Genomic DNA, 15,883 nt, shown 5'->3' with positions numbered 1-15,883 from the left:
GCGGTGGCTGACGGTCGTCAGACGGAGTGGAACAAAGGTCCGTGCGACCCGTCTCTCTGCCGGACACCATGCCAAGGAATTCGCCAGTCACCGTTAACCGTCGTCGATTCCTGTCGGCGACGGCCGCGTCGACGGTGGCGCTCGGAGGGCTCTCGACGACCCAGGCGCGCCAGTCGGACGGTAGCAAGATAGTCATCGAACAGGACGGGAAGTGCATCCCGCTACAGCCGCTCTCGTACGAGGGACTGCCGGTCGAGCAGTTCTACGACTACCGGACGCCCGACACGGAACCCTCGTCGTACAAGTACGCCTCCTTCGGCACCCAGCAGCTACAGCGCAAGAACACGAGCATCATGTTCCTGTACGACGGGCCGAAGGGACTGAGCCTCGTCGTGATTCACGACAAGCTACACAGTACGGGTTCGGGCGGCGCGGTCACGTTCCGTCTCACCAGACTCCCGGCCAAGGGGAAGTGGGTCGTCAAGGACGACAGCTACGACGGACCGACGAACAGGGACACCTTCGACCACTCCATCAACCGCGACTGGGAGGGCAAGAAGACCGCGACCAGCGTCATCAACTGGACGTGGCAGGACGGACGCGCCGACGGTGGGGTCTACCGCGGACTCGGCGACGAGTTCGAGTTCAAGATTCACCCGGCGTTCAACGAGAAGGCCACGCTCTCGAGCGCGGGCGAGGGACCGTACGAGGGGAAGATCAACAAGTGGGAGGTGCTGTCCGGAAACGTGAACAACCCCACCCGGACCGAACTGAAGATGCAGAAACCGGTGACGATCAAGACCGGCAGCTGCAACGGCTCGTCGAAGCAGACCTCGACCTCCAGTTCGAACTCCGACGACCAGACGAGTTCGCGGGAGACCTCCTCGTCGCCGAGGTCCACCACGACCACGCCGGGCGGAGCGAGCGGCCAGAGTCGGGGATTCTTCGAGAGGATATGGGACGGCCTCGGTGCCGCCCTGAACGCGGTTCTGTCGTTCTTCGGCAACCTCTTCTAGCGGACCCCTTCTCTGCCGTCTGCCGCCACCAATAGCGCGCCGAATCGTCGAGTCTCCGACTTCGGAACCGCTCTGGCCGGTCGCTGCCGGGGGCGCGACGGCCCCCGGTCGGAGAGAAAGTGAAAGTCGAGAAGCAGTGCTGCGTTACTCGTCGCCGAGGATGCCGCGATAGGTCATCTTCTCGGGGTCGATGACGGCTTCGGCCTCCTCCTCGCTGAGGTAGCCCTTCTCGACGACGACCTCCTTGACGGTCTTCCCCTCCTTCAGCGCCGTCTTGGCCGCGTCGCTGGCCTTGTCGTAGCCAATGTGGGGGTTGAGCGCCGTGGCGAGCGCCATGCTCTCCTCGACCTGCTCCTCGCAGTGTTCGGCGTTGGCCTCCAGCTTCCGGACGAACTTCTCGGCGAACGTCTCGCTCGCGTTCGCCAGCATCTCGGCGGACTGGAGGAAGTTGTGCGCGAGCACCGGCTTGTAGAGGTTGAGGTCTATCTGCCCCTCGGCCGCGCCTGCGCTCACGGCGGCGTCGTTGCCGACGACCTGCTTGTGGACCTGGTTGACCGCCTCGGCGACGACCGGGTTTATCTTGCCGGGCATGATGGAGCTACCGGGCTGGTTCTCGGGCTGTTCGAGTTCGCCGAGACCGTTTCGCGGCCCGGACGCGAGCAGTCGCAGGTCGTTGGCGATCTTGTTCAGCGACCCCGCGACCGTGCGGAGTGCGCCGTGGGCCTCGCTCATCGCGTCGTGTGCGGCCTGCGCCTCGAAGTGGTTGTCGGCCTCGCGGAACTCGACGCCCGTCTCCTCGCTGATGTACTCGGCGGCGAGTTCGGGGAAGTCGGGATGGGTGTTCAGGCCCGTCCCGACCGCCGTCCCGCCGAGGGCGAGCTCCGAGAGGTGGTCGCGGACGTAGTCGAGCCGGGCGAGTCCCTTCTCGACCTGCGTGCGGTAGCCGGAGAACTCCTGGCCGAGGCGGACCGGCGTCGCGTCCTGGAGGTGGGTGCGACCGGTCTTGACGACGCCGTCGAACTCCTCCTCTTTCGCTTCCAGGGCTTCCCGGAGGGTGTCGAGCGCCGGCAGGAGGTCCTTCTCGACGGCCTCCAGCGAGGCGACGTGCATCGCGGTCGGGATGACGTCGTTGCTGGACTGGCCGAAGTTGACGTGGTCGTTCGGGTGGACGACCCGGTCGCCCACGTCCGCGCCGGCAATCTCGGCGGCGCGGTTGGCGATGACCTCGTTGGCGTTCATGTTCGACGAGGTGCCCGACCCCGTCTGGAACACGTCGACGGGGAACTGGTCGTCGTGCTCGCCCGCGATGACCTCGTCCGCCGCCGCGACGATGGCGTCCGCTTCCTCCTCGTCGAGGAGGCCGAGGTCGCGGTTGGCCTGCGCGGCCGCCTTCTTGACCACCCCGAGCGCGCGCACGAACCGCCGCCCGAAGGTGATACCGCTGATGGGGAAGTTCTCGACCGCGCGCTGGGTCTGTGCGCCCCAGTAGGCGTCCGACGGTACTCGCATCTCCCCGAGGCTGTCCTCCTCGATTCGGTAGTCCTCGTCGCTCATGTTCGAGCGGTCTCCCGCCACGGATAAATATCATACTCACTCGGCAGCGACGACCCTTCGGTCCCTCCCGGAGGTCGCTCCCGCCGCGTCGCCGCGAGAGGGGTCGTCGACTTCGACGGGCCGGAGCCAGCGGTCGTCTCGACGCGGCGGTCGTCCGGCGGGTAACGTCACCGTGACCGCGGGCAACGTCACCCTGAACTGGAGATAGTTCCCGTTACCCTATCAGTATGGCAAATTGACTCGTTCACGAATGAATTTAAAAATCATTAAGTGGACCCTGTTTGATGTCCACGTACACGCTTCGGAGGCGTAGACCATGACAAAGGACGACTCTAACACTACACGGCGTACGTATCTCAAATCGACCGCTGTCGCCGGGGCTGCCGGGATGGCCGGTCTGTCCGGTTGTCTCGGCGGTTCGGGCGGTAGCGGCGACGGCGACGGCGGCGACGGCGGCGACGGCGGTGGAAACAAGGTAGAAGTACAACACTGGTGGACGGGCGGCGACGGCGGTGCGGCCATCAAGGCGCTGTTCGAGGGATTCGAGAAGAAACACGACGTCAAGGTCAAACCCAACCCCGTCTCTGGCGGGGCGGGCCAGAACCTCCAATCCGTCATCAAGAAGCGCGTCCTGAACAGCAATCCGCCGAGCACGTGGCAGGCGTGGCCGGGGAAGAACCTGCAACCGTACGTCGAAGCGGACAAACTGAAAGACATCGGCGATTCGATCTGGTCGAACAACGACATGAAGAATGCGTACCTGAAAGGGCCGAAAGAGGCAGCGAAACCGGGCGGAAAGTTCGTGTCGGTACCGCTCAACATCCACCGCCTCAATAACCTCTTCTACAACGTCGAAGTCGTCGAGAAGGCGGGCGTCGACTCCAAGAGCATCAAAAAGCCGAGCGACCTCGTCGATGCGATGAAGCAGGTCGAGAGCAAGACGAATGCGGTCGGGATGGCTCACCAGACGAAGTCCGGCTGGTCGACCCTCCAACTGTGGGCGATGATACTCCTCGGCGAGCACGGTGAACAGGCGTACACCGCCTTCACCGAAGGGAAGGTGAAGGAGAACCAGCAGGCGGTGAAGGACTCGCTCTCGACGGTCAAAGAGTACAAGAAGCACTTCAACAGCGACGCGGGGTCGCTCGATTGGCAACAGGCGAACAAGAAGCTCATCAACGGCAAGGCCGCGTTCATCCATCAGGGCGACTGGGCTGCGGGAATGTACCGCAGTCAGAAGAACTTCGAGTTCGAAAAGCAGTGGGACATGGCGCCGTTCCCCGGCACGAAGGGGATGTATGCGCTCGTCATGGACTCGTTCCCCTTCCCGAAGAACAACCCCACGACCGATGCGACGAAGAAGTTCCTCCAGTACGTCGGGTCGGTCGACGCGCAGGAACGGTTCAATCCCAAGAAGGGGTCGATTCCGCCGCGCACCGACGTGCCGAAGGACAAGTTCGGGCCATTCCTCTCGCGGCAGATGGACGAGTTCAAGGATTCGAAATCGCAGCCCCCGTCCATCACGCACGGGCTGGCGACGAAGCCCGGAACGCTGACGAAACTCAAAGACGCGGCGACGACCTTCAACTCCGATTGGAACGTCGATAAGGCGTACAACAATTTCGCCAAGGCGTTCAAATCCGACTGAGACTCAACGCCCGATTTTTCATGCAAGGAATACGCGAAGCACTGGAAAAAGTCCGACGCGACACGAGTCGTGACCGGGAGGTTCGGGCCGACGGAGGAACGGTAACCGAGAGGCACCGCGAGACGGAGGAGTCGATATTCCAGAACGAGTTCGTCCAGAGCATCCCGTTCTGGTTGCCACCGTTCCTGCTGATGGGCTTTTTCGTCTACGGCGCCATCGGCTGGAACCTGATAATCTCGTTCACCGACTTTGCGTCGCTCACGCTCCCGACGTACGACCCCGCGACGTTCGACTTGGAGATGTATCGGCGGGCGTTCGGCGATCCGAACTTCTGGGCCTCGGCACGGAACACGCTCGTTCTGCTGGTCACGTTCACCGTGCTCTGTCTGGCGGTCGGCTTGATGCTCGCCATCGTCGTCGACAGGGAGATTCGGTTCGAGAACACGTTCCGAACTATCTACCTCCTGCCGATGAGCCTCTCGTTCGTCGTGACGGCGAAGGTGTGGGCGTGGATGTACAACTTCCAGAGCGGGATGATAAACATCTCGCTGCGGAAGTTCGGCTTGGACTTTCTCGCCCACCACTGGATAAGCGACCCGACGACGAAGCTCGCTGCGGTCATCTTCGCGCTCATCTGGCAGTTCAGCGGCTACGCGATGGTCGTCTACCTCGCGGGCCTGCGGGCGATTCCGGACGAACACTTCGAGGCCGCGCGGGTGGACGGCGCGAGTTCGTGGCGCATGTACCGACGGGTCGTCATCCCGCAGTTGCGCTCGTCGACCATCGGCGCGGCGGTGGTGCTGATGGTGTTCGCGCTCAAGGCGTTCGACTTCCTGTACGTGATGTTCGGGAACAACCCCGGTCCCGCGGCGGACATTCTGGCGACGATGATGTTCCGCGAGGCGTTCGCGTCCAACAACTGGGCGTACGGATCGGCCATCGCCATCATCCTATTCCTGATGGCGCTCGCCGTCGTCGGACCGTACCTCTACAGCGAGTACAGACGAGGTGAACTATGAGCGCGACGAGAGCGGTGAGACGGTGCCGGACGGGGACGACGGCCAGGTGGTCTCGATGAGCGGTCCGCCGGCGACGCCGGAACCGGAGAATCACACCCGCAGGGAGCGGGCCGTCACCGCGTTTCGAAACGCGGGGCCGAGACGACTGGTGCTGTACGCGGTGCTGGTCGCGCTCGTCGGGTTCTATCTGGCGCCGCTGGAGTCAGCCATCATGACCGCCTTCAAGACGAACAGCGCGTTCAACAGCACGCTCCCGTTCGCGCCGCCCGGGCCCGACGGATTCACCCTGAAACCGTGGCGGGTGGCGATAGACAAACTGACCCACGGCGTCATCAACAGTCTCATGCTCGCCATCCCGGCGACGCTCCTGTCGGCGACGCTCGGAAGTCTCGCGGCGTACGGAGTGACGAACGTCGAGTGGAAGTACCAGATGCCTATCATCGCGCTGTTCATCGCGGGCATCTTCATCCCGTACCAGGCGGTGTTGGTGCCTCTCTCGCGCCTGTTCGCCATCGTCGATACGCGGGCCATGCTCGCGCCGGTGTGGAGTTTGCCGCTGATGCACCCCCACTACGCGAACATCGTCAACCTCATAATCGCACACACCGCGTACGGGATTCCCATCACGTTCCTGCTGTTCCGGTCGTACTACCGGAACCTCTCGGACGAGATGCTGGAGGCGGCCCGGTTGGACGGGGCGAGCGTGTTCAGCATCTACCGGAACATCGTGCTCCCGCTGTCGAAACCGATGTTCGCGGTGACGCTCATCTACCAGTTCACGCAGGTGTGGAACGACCTGCTGTTCGCGCTGGTCATCCTCCCTGGCGGTGCCGGGGCGGGGGAACCGGTGACGGTCGCGCTGACGAACCTGAGCGGCGGCATCATCCAGTCGTTCGGTCTACAGATGGCGGGCGCGTTCGTCGCGGCGATACCGACGCTCATCGTCTACATCGCGTTCGGAGAACAGTTCGCAAAAGGAGTTGCAAGCTGATGATACGGAATCACATGACGGAACGGAGGTATCGGAACGATGGCTAGGCTCACGCTCGACGGCGTGACCAAGTGGTTCGACGACGACGGCGACCGAATCGTCGCCGTCGACGACGCGACCATCGAGATAGACGACGGGGAGTTCCTCGTCCTCGTCGGTCCCTCGGGCTGTGGCAAGTCGACCACGCTCAGGATGATCGCGGGGTTAGAAACCGTCTCCAGCGGCGCGATTCGCCTCGACGGGACGGTCATCGACGACCAACCGCCGACAACGCGGGACATCGCGATGGTGTTCCAGTCGTACGCGCTCTACCCCCACATGACCGTGCGGGAGAACATGCGCTTCGGACTGGAGGAGTCAACGGACTTGTCCGCCGACGAGATGGACCGCCGGGTCGAGGAGACCGCCGAGATGATGGGCATTGCCGACCTGCTGGACCGCAAGCCGAGCGACCTCTCCGGCGGCCAGCAACAGCGCGTCGCGCTCGGGCGCGCCATCGTCCGCGACCCCGAGGTGTTCCTGATGGACGAACCGCTGTCGAACCTCGACGCCAAACTCCGCTCCCAGATGCGGACGGAACTCCAGCGATTGCAGGAGGACCTGGGCGTGACGACGGTGTACGTCACCCACGACCAGACGGAGGCGATGACCATGGGCGACCGCATCGCCATCCTCGACGACGGCGAACTCCAGCAGGTCGGCACGCCCCTCGAGGCGTACCACGAACCCGCGAACCGGTTCGTGGCCGGCTTCATCGGCGAACCGTCGATGAACTTCTTCGAGATGGAGCGGGACGGCGACACGCTCGTCGGCGAGGAGTTCGCGTATCCGCTCTCGGCCGAGACGGCAGAGGCGGTCGCCGACGCCGACCGCGTGACGCTCGGCGTTCGCCCCGAGGACGTGGAACTCGTGTCCGACGCCGCCGGCGACCACGACTTCGCCACAGTGGTGGACGTGGTCGAACCGATGGGCAACGAGAACAACGTCTACCTGGCGTTCGAGGGGAACGAGGCCGACGGCGAAGGGGTCGACGAGGACCGGCGGACCTTCGTCGCCACCGTCGACGGGATGCGGGCCGTCGAGGCCGACCAGCCGGTCGTCGCCCGGATTCCCGAGGAGGCGGTCCACCTCTTCGACGCCGACACCGGCGAGGCGCTCAGGAACCGGACCCTCGACACGGCCGAGACGACGCTCCCGAACGTCTAGGCGTCTCGGTCGCCGTTCTCCGCCTGCTTCCGTTCGTACTCGTCGGGCGTGTAGGTCTTCAGCTCCAGCGCGTGGATGTCGGTGGTCATGTGCTCGCCCAGCGCGTCGTACACCATCTCGTGCTGGTCGACGAGCGTCTCCCCCTCGAACGCCGGCGAGACCACCGTCGCGGCGAGGTGGTCGTCGTCGTCCACGCCGCGCGGCTGTGAGACCGTCGCTTCCGCGTCCTCGACGCCCGATTCGATGAGTCGTTCGACGTCGTTCGCGTCCATACTGGAAGCTATCGCGTCGGAGACCAAAAGCCGACGGGGTCCGGGCGCGACGCCGCGGCGAGGAACCGGCCGACATCGCGCTCGCCGACGGGCCGCCGGGGGAACTCTCGACCGCCCGCCGACGTCGGCCCGAAAATCCGTTTCGAGGCGCCCTCAGCCGTCCAGGAGCGTGATTCCGTCGAGCCGTCCGATGGTCTCGGCGCTCGGGTCGTCGCCGTCCGTCTCGACGCGCTCGACCGGCGGCTGGCGGTAGTCGGCGTAGACGTTGAGGTTGGCGTCGTCCTCGACCGCGACGGTGAACTCGCGCACCGCGTCCTCGGGTCGCCAGACGCGGGTCACCTCGCCGTCCGCCTCGTCGCCCGCTCCCGGGCCGCCCCGCGGCGACCACTCCAGTCGGACCGCCATCGACTCCTCCACGTCGTCCGGTTGCAGTTCGTCCGCCATGGGCGTTCGTTCTCGGCGTCGTCCCCTCAGTGCTTTGGCCGGCATCGCCGGCGACCACCGTAGACGGCTCCGGGAGAAACGTCGAACCGCGCGACTGGTATCTCCGGCTCCGGCGGGCGATGGGTGCTCTCGTGATGGTCGCGGGCTTCGTGCTGTCCGGCGGGGTCCGGTACCGCTAGGTCCAGTTGTCGAGGCCGGTCTGGACGACGGCGTCCTCGATGCGCTCGAAGCCCCGCTCGACCTCGTCGGCGTGGATGTCCCACTCCTCGACGACGTACTCGCGGGCCGCGTCGAGGTCGGGGTCCATCTCGGCGTCGAACGCCACGTCGTCGGTCACGTCCGGGTCGAGGAACAGGTTCCGGATGACGTCCGCGTTCTCGACGTGAGCGTCGCGGGTCTCCAGCACCCCCCAGAGGTCGCCGTGCTCTTTGACCTCCTTCAGCGCGGTCTTCGGGCCGACGCCGTCGATGCCCTCGTTGAAGTCCGTGCCGATGAGGATGGCTACGTCGACGAGTTGCTCCCAGGTGATGTCGTGTTCGTCGAGGGTGGCCTCGAAGTCCATCAGTTCGGGGTCGCCCTTGCTCGTCAGTTTCCGGAGCGTGAGGGGCGCGCCGAGCAGGAGCGCGTCGTAGTCCTCGGTGCCGGCGTAGTCGACGGTGCCGTTCCGGGCCATGTGGGCCGCCTGCGCCTCCCCCTCGGCGGGCGCTTCGACGTACGGCACGTCGAGCAGGTCGAACAGCTCCCGCGTCGTCTCGTGGATGGCGGGCGTCAGCCGCTGGGTGTGGGCGTCGAGGCGCGCGACCTCTATCTCGTCGCCCGCCTCGCGGGCCTCCGCTAGTCGCTCCTCCATCTTCTCGCGCTGCTCGCGTCGGCTCTCTATCTCCTCGGTCTTGAGGTCGGTCACGCCCCCGTCGAAGACGAACACGGGCGTCAGGTCGTGCTCGAAGAACTTCGGCAGTCCCTGGACCACGCCGACGAGGTTCGCCACCTCGGTACCGTCCTCGGTCGTGTACACCTCGTCTTCGGTCCACTTCACGGTCGTCGTCAGGTACTTGTACAGCCAGTTGTGCGCGTCGACCGCCACCAGCCGTCCGTCGAGGTCGTCGAAGGCGACCTCCTCGAGGACCGCTATCTGGCGAAGTGCGGAGTTACCCATCGCCACGAGGTAGGTGGTCGGGGGGTTTGAAAGCTACCGCTCCGGGTCGCTCTCCCGGGGACCGTCGTCACCTCCTCCGTGCGACACGAAAAGGCGTTTAACGCCCCGCGGTCGATTTCCGGTATGGTCGAGAAAGTCATCTGGCCCGCCTACATCGACGCCGAGTTGAGTCGGCGCGAGGGCCGGCGGGTGCCGCAGGAGGTCGCCGTCTCCGAGCCGACGGTCGACGAGATAGCAAAGGCGGTCCAGCAGGTCGGTTACGACGCGGTCGTCGAGCGCGACAAGGCCTACTCCCGCGAGAACTGGAAGACTCGCGGTCGCGTGCTGGTGAAGAACGCCGACGACGCCTCGAAGAACGACCTCATCCAGGCCGTCGCCGCGTACGTGGCGGCGCTGCGCGACTGATGCAGAAACTCGGCGACGTGGTCCGGACCGCGCAGGGGCTGGCGGTCGTCCGGACCCCCGGCGAGGAGTACCCCGACCTCGGCACCGAGGTCGTCGACGAGCAACTCGACGCCGTCGGCCGGGTCGTCGACGTGTTCGGCCCGGTCGACCGTCCCTACCTCGCGGTGTCGCCGTCGGAGGACGTTGCGCTCGCGTCGCTCGTCGGGTTGAAACTGTACGCACGATGACGTCGGACGGCTACTCCTCGACGAACTCGACGCTGCCGACCTCGAAGCGCGCGCCGCCGTCGTCGGCCTCGGTCGCGTCGACGGTCCAGCCGTGGGCCTCGGCGATGCGTTCAACGATGGAGAGGCCGAACCCGCTGCCGCCCTCGGCCGTCGAGAATCCGGTCTCGAATATCCGTTCGCGCTCCGACGCCGGGATGCCGGGGCCGTCGTCCTCGACGGCGAACCCGTCCTCGGTCGGCAGCAGGCGAACGGTCGCGTCCTCGCCGGCGTGAGTGACGGCGTTCCCGACCAGGTTCTCGAACAGTTCCCGCAGGCGACTCTCGTCGGCGAGCACCGTCGGGAGGTCGTCGGCCAGTTCGTACGTGGCTCCGGTGCCGGCGGTCGACCAGGCGTTCTCGAACGCGCGTTCGAGCGGGACGGGTTCCGGGTCGTCGACGACCTTCCCCTGTTCGGCGAGCGCCAGCAGGTCGGCGATGATGTCCTCCATGCGACCCAGCGCGACCGCCGCCTCCTCCAGGTGTTCCGCGTCGCGCTCCCGGCGTTCGAGTTCGACACGCACCCCCGCGATGTCGAGCGGGTTGCGCAGTTCGTGAGCGACAGTTCGCGCGAACTCCTCGAGGCGTTCGTTCTGCGCTTCGAGTTCCTGCTGGCGCTCGCGCATCTCCGTTACGTCTTCCACCGAGAACACGACTCGTTCGAGGTCGCCGTCGGCGGAGTGTATCGGCGCGGCGCTCACGGACAGGAGGGTCCACTCGCCGTCGGGGCCGTCGTATCCGACGCGGACGTCGGACTTCGACACGCCGCGTTCGAACACGTCGCTGAACGGATAGTCCTCCTCCGGAATCGGGTTGCCGTTCTCGTCCGTGAGTTGCCACTCCGAGGAGTCGTAGGTGCGGTTCTTGACCTCCTCCTCCGTGAGACCGAGCACGTCGAGCGCTCGCTGGTTGGCCTTCACGAGTTCGCCCTCGGAGTCCGCGACGACGATGCCGACGGGACTCGTCTCCAGCACCTGTTCTAGCAGTTCCTTCTCGCGGTGGAGTTCGCGGCGTATGCGGTTCTCGTCAGTCGCATCCCGGAAGAACACCGACAGCCCCTCCTCGGAGGGGTAGGCGTGGACCTCGAACAGCGTGTCCAGCGGGGGATAGTACGCCTCGAACGTCGTCGCCTCCTGGGTCGTCATCGCTTCGCGGTACTCGTCTTCGAACTGGGAGTTCAGCGCCTCTGGAAACTCCTCCCAGACGTTCTTGCCGAGCAGTTCTCCTTTCTCGCGGTCCAGCAGTTCTCGACCGCGCTCGTTGACGAACGTGAACCGCCAGTCGGCGTCGAGCGCGAAGAAGGCGTCCGTGACGCGCTCGTAGACGGTGTTCACGCGCTCCTGGTACCGCTCGGCGGCCTGTTCGGCGCGGTACTGGGAGACGACGTTGTCGATGCGGTTGGCGAGCAGCGCGTACTTCTCCGGTCCGCCGCCCTTCTGGAGGTACTCGCTGACGCCGGCCGAGATGGCCTCGCTGGCGATGTCCTCGCTTCCCTTGCCGGTGAAGAGGATGAACGGCAGGTCCGGCCGGCGTTCCCGGACCGACTCCAGAAACTCGAGCCCGTCCATCGCCCCCATGTCGAAGTCGCTGACGATGCAGTCGACGTCGATGTCGTCGAGTCGCTCCAGAGCCTCGTAGGGGTCGGTGTCGGTGGAGACCTTCACGTCGTCGATGTGTTCGTCGAGAAAGGTTTCGGAGAGTCGCACTCGCGCCGGGTCGTCGTCGACGTGAAGGACGTGGATGGGCACGCTGCCGCCAACGTCGTCGACGTCGACCGGACCGTAATCGCTAGGGTTTCGCGTCGAACCCGGAACCATGGCTGTCTGTCGGGACGCCAATCGTTTATAGGTGCGGGCTTCGGTAGCGCACGGGTCACCGGCCGACTGACCGCAGATTCCGCTATCTACGGGAGGAAAGTTTTTCTCGAGATGGTAATAGGAACGCGAGGGACGGCGTCCGGGTCGGTGCGTGTGGGCCGTCTCGGGTCGGTCGCGCGTCGAGCGCCGTCCGAACTGGACGGTTTTTTACCCTTCGGCATCTCATCCCCGACCAATGAGCGAGTACGACTACGAGGACCTCGGTCTCGTGGCCGGGCTGGAGATACACCAGCAACTGGACACCGAGACGAAGCTGTTCTGCGAGTGTCCGACCCGCCTTCGAGACCCGGAGGAAGCCGCGCGGACGTTCACCCGCTACCTGCATCCGACCAAGAGCGAACTCGGGGAGATAGACGAGGCGGCGCTCGAGGAGAGCCAGGTCGACCGCGAGTTCGAGTACCTGGCGTACGACACCACCTGCCTCGTCGAGGAGGACGACGAACCGCCCCATCGCCTCGACGACGAGGCACGCGAGGTCGTCCTCGAGATCGCCCAGCTGCTGGACATGGACGCGGTCGACCAGGCCCAGGTCATGCGGAAGATCGTCGTCGACGGCTCGAACACCTCCGGCTTCCAGCGCTCGACGCTGGCCGCCCGCGACGGCGAGATCGAGACGAGCGAGGGGCCGGTCGGCGTCGAGGACCTGATGCTCGAAGAGGAGAGTGCCCAGCGCGTCGAGGAGCGCGAGGACGGCGTGCTCTACAGCCTCGACCGCCTCGGCATCCCGCTCGTCGAAATCGGGACGAAACCGGACATCTCCACGCCCGAGCAGGCCCGCGAGGCCGCCGAACGCATCGGCATGCTCCTGCGCTCGACCGGGCAGGTCAAGCGCGGTCTGGGCACTATCCGCCAGGACGTGAACGTCTCCATCGAGGCAGGGGCGCGCGTCGAGATGAAAGGCGTCCAGAGCCTGGACGACATCGACGACCTCGTCCGCAACGAGGTCGAGCGCCAGGTCGAACTGCTCGCCATCCGCGACGAACTCCAGGAGCGCGACGCCGCGGTCGGCGAGACCCGGGACGTGACCGACGTGTTCGAGGGCACCGACTCCGGCGTCATCCGGAGCGCGCTGGACGACGGGGGGAAGGTCACCGCGGTCCCCCTCTACGGCTTCGACGGGCTGGTCGGCCGCGAGATCCAGCCCGACCGCCGCCTCGGCACCGAGCTGTCCGACCACGCCAAGCGCCGCGGCGCGGGCGGCATCTTCCACACCGACGAACTCCCGGCGTACGGCGTCACCGAGGACGAGGTCGCGGCCCTGCGCGACGCCGTGGACGCCGGCGAGGACGACGCCGTCGCCATCGTCGCCGCCGCCCCCGACGTGGCGGAGGGCGCTATCGAGGCGGCTGCCGAACGCGCCGAGGTCGCCGTCGAGGGCATTCCCGAGGAGACCCGCGGGGCGAACGAGGACGGCACCTCCCGCTACCTGCGGCCGCTCCCCGGCGCTGCCCGTATGTACCCCGAGACGGACGTACCGCCAGTCGACCTCGACCCGACCGAGGTGGAGACGCCGGAACTGCTCACCGAGAAGGTCGACCGCTACCAAGACGAGTACGGTCTCGACGCCGGCCTCGCCGAGCAGGTCGCGTACGGCCGCCGGATGACGCTGTTCGAGCGGGCCGTCGACGCGGGCGTCGACGCGACGCTGGCCGCCGGAACGCTCGAGAGCACCGTCACCGAACTCCGGCGCGACGGCGTCCCCGTCGAGAACCTCACGGACGACCACTTCCTCGACGCGCTTGGACTCGTCGCCGACGACGAGGTGCCGAAGGGGAGCGTCGGCGAGCTGCTGACCGCGCTCGCGGAGACTCCCGAACTGACCGCGCGAGAAGCGGTCGAGCGGGAGGGCCTCGGTAGCGCGGACGAGGACGAGGTCCGCGAGGCCGTGGTCGAAGTGGTCGAGCGAAACGACGAACAGGTCGAAGAGCAGGGGATGGGCGCGTTCTCCGCCCTGATGGGCGAGTGCATGGGGGCGCTCGGCGGTCAGGCGGACGGCGACCTCGTCAGCGAGATGCTCCGCGAGGAGATAGGGAAGCGCGCCTGAATCGGTCCAGCCGGCAACACTTTGTCGTCCGAAGCGAAAGAACGGCGACGTGAACGAGACGAACACGTCGCTCGATAGACGCAGTGTCGAGCCATGAGTTCCGACTCGAACGTCGACCCCTCGGGCGCGACGCTGTCGTACGGGAACATCCTCGAACGGGAGATCGGGAACGCGCTGAAGGAGATGGACCGGCCCCCGAAGGGGTTGTTCCTCTCTGGTCTGGCCGCCGGTCTCAACGTGAGCTTCGGGGCGCTGTTCATGGGGATGGTGCTGACGTTCTCGCCGTCGTTCCCGTCGCCGCTGGTCGAGCGGGTGCTGGTGGCGGTCGCGTCCTCCGTCGGATTCCTGTTCGTCGTCCTCGGCCAGACGGAGCTGTTCACGGCGCACACGACGATGGGCGTGTTGCCCGTGCTCGACGGCAGAGCGTCGACCAGGGACCTCGGCCGACTCTGGGGGATAGTTTACGTCGCGAACCTCGTCGGCTGCGCGCTGTTCGCGGGACTCATCGCGCTACTGGGACCGCCGATGGACATCGCGGAACCGGCAGCGTTCGGGACGCTCGCCGAGTCGCTGGTCCCGAAGCCGTCGTGGGTCATCTTTCTGAGCGGCGTCGTCGCCGGCTGGCTCATGGGGCTGGTGACCTGGCTCGTGGCCGCGAGCCGGGACACGGTGAGCCGGGTGCTGTTAGTCGTCGTCGTCACGACCGGCATCGGCTTCGGTCCCTTCCATCACTGTCTGCTCGGAACGACCGAGGTGCTCTCGGCGATGTTCATGGGCCAGGGCGTCTCGCTCGCGGGGTTCGGCCACTTCCTCGTCTGGACGACGCTCGGGAACACCGTGGGCGGGACCGTGTTCGTCGCGCTCGTCAACTACGGGCACGTCGCCCTCTCCGAGGAGTACCGCGCCGAGGAGAGCGACGCGGGCGATACGGAGGGCGAGTCCTCCGCCAGCGGCCTCCGTGACGACTGACCGGGGTGCACTCGGGAATCTCCGACCCCTCGGCGTGCGACGAGACGCCGTCCGAGGGCCGAGCCGGCGCGAAGAGTGGTCGACGAGCGTTAGCTCACCCGGGCGGCCGTCCGGCGGAGGGCGGCGACCATCTCGCGGGAGACGACCGACCAGCGGGGTTCGCTGACTCGCTGGGAGCAGTAGTACGCGAACGCGACGAGCACCACGGCGAAGACGGCGTCGGTGACCCAGTGCACTCCGAGATACAGCGTCGAGAAGACGATGCCGGTCGAGAGCGCGGCGACGGTGTAGGCGTACGCGTTCTCGGCCTTCCGCGCGTACAGCGCCGCCAGCACCGACAGGCCGGTGTGGAGGCTCGGGAACGCCTTCACCAGCGTGTCCGTCGAGAAGATGCCGTACTGGATGGCCGGGCTGAGTTCGTACATCAGCGGTTCGACGGTCGTTAGGTACAGCGACGACACCTTGACCGGGAAGAGGACGAAGAAAGGGACCGCCGTCAGCACGAGGATGACGTACGCTACCGCGTACCGCCGGGCCTGCTCCTCGTCGTGGACCTTCAGCTTGAAGTAGGTGAACAGGACGACGAACGGGAAGCCAGCGAGGTAGACGGCGGTGAAGAACATCGTGAGCGGCGTCGAGGTGATGGCCTGGAAGGCGGTCACCGTGGCTCCCTCGATGGCGTAGATGACGCCCGTGAACGTCCGACCGGCGTGGAAATGCAGCGCGAGCGTGTTGACCCCCTGGGTGACGACCCAGGCGACGCCGAGATACTTCCAGTCGGTCCGCAGGAACTCCTTGAACAGTCCCCACAGGCTCGCGTCGCGGAGGAAGACCTGCTTGCCGACGAGCAACAGCAGGACGCTCGGCACCGCCACCAGCAGGGTGAACTGCGTCCCGAGTGGGAGGGCGTGGAAGCGGACGGGGAGGGCAGACAGCATGACCATTCAGTAAATGTCACGAGCGTGCCTAAATACTTTATCTATTCTGTACTCCAGTGGCACGTTTCGGCATCCTCGGCAC

Annotated in this window: 16 protein-coding genes; 10 read left to right on the top strand and 6 right to left on the bottom strand. The window is 66.0% G+C overall.

Translation table 11 applies throughout. From position 1 onward, the window contains the following. The first annotated feature begins 68 nt into the window (after positions 1-68). Positions 69-1,016: a hypothetical protein gene (locus ACRYA2_RS04830; RefSeq protein ID WP_433624790.1), complete on the top strand. Its 948-nt coding sequence runs from the start codon at positions 69-71 to the stop codon at positions 1,014-1,016. A gap of 144 nt (positions 1,017-1,160) precedes the next feature. On the opposite strand, the gene ACRYA2_RS04825 is transcribed toward ACRYA2_RS04830, so the two are convergent. Further along, a complete protein-coding gene (locus ACRYA2_RS04825; protein WP_433624788.1) occupies positions 1,161-2,570 on the bottom strand; it encodes a class II fumarate hydratase in 1,410 nt (469 codons plus the stop codon). A 316-nt stretch (positions 2,571-2,886) separates the two neighbouring features. Between ACRYA2_RS04825 and ACRYA2_RS04820 the strand changes: the two genes are divergently transcribed. Genes ACRYA2_RS04820 through ACRYA2_RS04805 form a run of 4 tightly spaced genes read left to right on the top strand, consistent with a single transcriptional unit; the run spans position 2,887 to position 7,434 of the window. Continuing rightward, positions 2,887-4,218: an ABC transporter substrate-binding protein gene (locus ACRYA2_RS04820; protein WP_433624786.1), complete on the top strand. Its 1,332-nt coding sequence runs from the start codon at positions 2,887-2,889 to the stop codon at positions 4,216-4,218. Positions 4,219-4,238: 20 nt separating this feature from the next. Beyond that, positions 4,239-5,237, top strand: coding sequence for a carbohydrate ABC transporter permease (locus tag ACRYA2_RS04815; protein WP_433624784.1), 999 nt, complete (start codon positions 4,239-4,241; stop codon positions 5,235-5,237). Positions 5,238-5,292: 55 nt separating this feature from the next. Next, positions 5,293-6,228, top strand: a complete 936-nt coding sequence (locus ACRYA2_RS04810) for a carbohydrate ABC transporter permease (RefSeq protein ID WP_433626018.1) — start codon at positions 5,293-5,295, stop codon at positions 6,226-6,228. A gap of 39 nt (positions 6,229-6,267) precedes the next feature. Next, positions 6,268-7,434, top strand: a complete 1,167-nt coding sequence (locus ACRYA2_RS04805) for an ABC transporter ATP-binding protein (RefSeq protein ID WP_433624782.1) — start codon at positions 6,268-6,270, stop codon at positions 7,432-7,434. Here the strand turns inward: ACRYA2_RS04805 and ACRYA2_RS04800 are convergent. Both ACRYA2_RS04800 and ACRYA2_RS04795 read right to left on the bottom strand, forming a co-directional pair. Then, positions 7,431-7,706 (bottom strand): BolA family protein, encoded by a 276-nt coding sequence (locus ACRYA2_RS04800; RefSeq protein WP_433624780.1) that lies wholly within the window; start codon positions 7,704-7,706, stop codon positions 7,431-7,433. The genes ACRYA2_RS04805 and ACRYA2_RS04800 overlap by 4 nt on opposite strands. A gap of 153 nt (positions 7,707-7,859) precedes the next feature. Next, a complete protein-coding gene (locus ACRYA2_RS04795; protein WP_433624778.1) occupies positions 7,860-8,150 on the bottom strand; it encodes a hypothetical protein in 291 nt (96 codons plus the stop codon). A gap of 29 nt (positions 8,151-8,179) precedes the next feature. Here ACRYA2_RS04795 and ACRYA2_RS04790 point away from each other — a divergent pair, with 29 nt between their 5' ends. After that, positions 8,180-8,329 (top strand): DUF6199 family natural product biosynthesis protein, encoded by a 150-nt coding sequence (locus ACRYA2_RS04790; RefSeq protein WP_433624776.1) that lies wholly within the window; start codon positions 8,180-8,182, stop codon positions 8,327-8,329. On the opposite strand, the gene fen is transcribed toward ACRYA2_RS04790, so the two are convergent. Continuing rightward, positions 8,326-9,306, bottom strand: coding sequence for a flap endonuclease-1 (gene fen, locus ACRYA2_RS04785; protein WP_433624774.1), 981 nt, complete (start codon positions 9,304-9,306; stop codon positions 8,326-8,328). The genes ACRYA2_RS04790 and fen overlap by 4 nt on opposite strands. Before the next feature lie 123 nt (positions 9,307-9,429). On the opposite strand from fen, the gene srp19 reads away from it, so the two are divergent. Next, positions 9,430-9,711: a signal recognition particle subunit SRP19 gene (gene srp19 / locus ACRYA2_RS04780; RefSeq protein WP_433624772.1), complete on the top strand. Its 282-nt coding sequence runs from the start codon at positions 9,430-9,432 to the stop codon at positions 9,709-9,711. Then, positions 9,711-9,938 carry an H/ACA ribonucleoprotein complex subunit GAR1 gene (locus ACRYA2_RS04775; protein ID WP_433624770.1) on the top strand — a complete coding sequence of 76 codons (228 nt, stop codon included), beginning with the start codon at positions 9,711-9,713 and terminating at the stop codon, positions 9,936-9,938. Before srp19 ends, ACRYA2_RS04775 begins: the two co-directional genes overlap by 1 nt. Before the next feature lie 10 nt (positions 9,939-9,948). Here ACRYA2_RS04775 and ACRYA2_RS04770 read toward each other — a convergent pair whose 3' ends face one another. Next, entirely contained in the window at positions 9,949-11,790 is a 1,842-nt protein-coding gene (locus tag ACRYA2_RS04770; protein ID WP_433624768.1) for an ATP-binding protein, read from the bottom strand. A 235-nt stretch (positions 11,791-12,025) separates the two neighbouring features. Between ACRYA2_RS04770 and gatE the strand changes: the two genes are divergently transcribed. Together gatE and ACRYA2_RS04760 are read left to right on the top strand one after the other, a co-directional pair. Beyond that, positions 12,026-13,894, top strand: a complete 1,869-nt coding sequence (gene gatE / locus ACRYA2_RS04765; RefSeq protein WP_433624766.1) for a Glu-tRNA(Gln) amidotransferase subunit GatE — start codon at positions 12,026-12,028, stop codon at positions 13,892-13,894. Between the two features lie 93 nt (positions 13,895-13,987). After that, positions 13,988-14,863, top strand: coding sequence for a formate/nitrite transporter family protein (locus ACRYA2_RS04760; RefSeq protein ID WP_433624764.1), 876 nt, complete (start codon positions 13,988-13,990; stop codon positions 14,861-14,863). An 89-nt stretch (positions 14,864-14,952) separates the two neighbouring features. Here the strand turns inward: ACRYA2_RS04760 and ACRYA2_RS04755 are convergent, their stop codons facing one another. Continuing rightward, complete coding sequence (locus ACRYA2_RS04755) at positions 14,953-15,807, bottom strand: phosphatase PAP2 family protein (RefSeq protein ID WP_433624762.1); 855 nt, start codon at positions 15,805-15,807, stop codon at positions 14,953-14,955. Between the last annotated feature and the right edge of the window lie 76 nt (positions 15,808-15,883).

The sequence above is a fragment of the Halomicrococcus pelagicus genome (assembly GCF_050954125.1).
The sequence above is the reverse complement of the archived record's forward strand: the minus strand, read 5'-3'. Positions and strand labels throughout refer to the sequence as shown.

Coding starts and splice junctions, on each gene's coding strand:
- ACRYA2_RS04825 (WP_433624788.1), bottom strand. CDS start 2,570: ATGAGCGACGAGGACTACCGAATCGAGGAGGACAGCCTCGGGGAGATG.
- srp19 (WP_433624772.1), top strand. CDS start 9,430: ATGGTCGAGAAAGTCATCTGGCCCGCCTACATCGACGCCGAGTTGAGT.
- gatE (WP_433624766.1), top strand. CDS start 12,026: ATGAGCGAGTACGACTACGAGGACCTCGGTCTCGTGGCCGGGCTGGAG.
- ACRYA2_RS04770 (WP_433624768.1), bottom strand. CDS start 11,790: ATGGTTCCGGGTTCGACGCGAAACCCTAGCGATTACGGTCCGGTCGAC.
- ACRYA2_RS04820 (WP_433624786.1), top strand. CDS start 2,887: ATGACAAAGGACGACTCTAACACTACACGGCGTACGTATCTCAAATCG.
- ACRYA2_RS04830 (WP_433624790.1), top strand. CDS start 69: ATGCCAAGGAATTCGCCAGTCACCGTTAACCGTCGTCGATTCCTGTCG.
- ACRYA2_RS04815 (WP_433624784.1), top strand. CDS start 4,239: ATGCAAGGAATACGCGAAGCACTGGAAAAAGTCCGACGCGACACGAGT.
- ACRYA2_RS04795 (WP_433624778.1), bottom strand. CDS start 8,150: ATGGCGGACGAACTGCAACCGGACGACGTGGAGGAGTCGATGGCGGTC.
- ACRYA2_RS04755 (WP_433624762.1), bottom strand. CDS start 15,807: ATGGTCATGCTGTCTGCCCTCCCCGTCCGCTTCCACGCCCTCCCACTC.
- ACRYA2_RS04810 (WP_433626018.1), top strand. CDS start 5,293: ATGAGCGGTCCGCCGGCGACGCCGGAACCGGAGAATCACACCCGCAGG.
- ACRYA2_RS04800 (WP_433624780.1), bottom strand. CDS start 7,706: ATGGACGCGAACGACGTCGAACGACTCATCGAATCGGGCGTCGAGGAC.
- fen (WP_433624774.1), bottom strand. CDS start 9,306: ATGGGTAACTCCGCACTTCGCCAGATAGCGGTCCTCGAGGAGGTCGCC.
- ACRYA2_RS04760 (WP_433624764.1), top strand. CDS start 13,988: ATGAGTTCCGACTCGAACGTCGACCCCTCGGGCGCGACGCTGTCGTAC.
- ACRYA2_RS04805 (WP_433624782.1), top strand. CDS start 6,268: ATGGCTAGGCTCACGCTCGACGGCGTGACCAAGTGGTTCGACGACGAC.
- ACRYA2_RS04775 (WP_433624770.1), top strand. CDS start 9,711: ATGCAGAAACTCGGCGACGTGGTCCGGACCGCGCAGGGGCTGGCGGTC.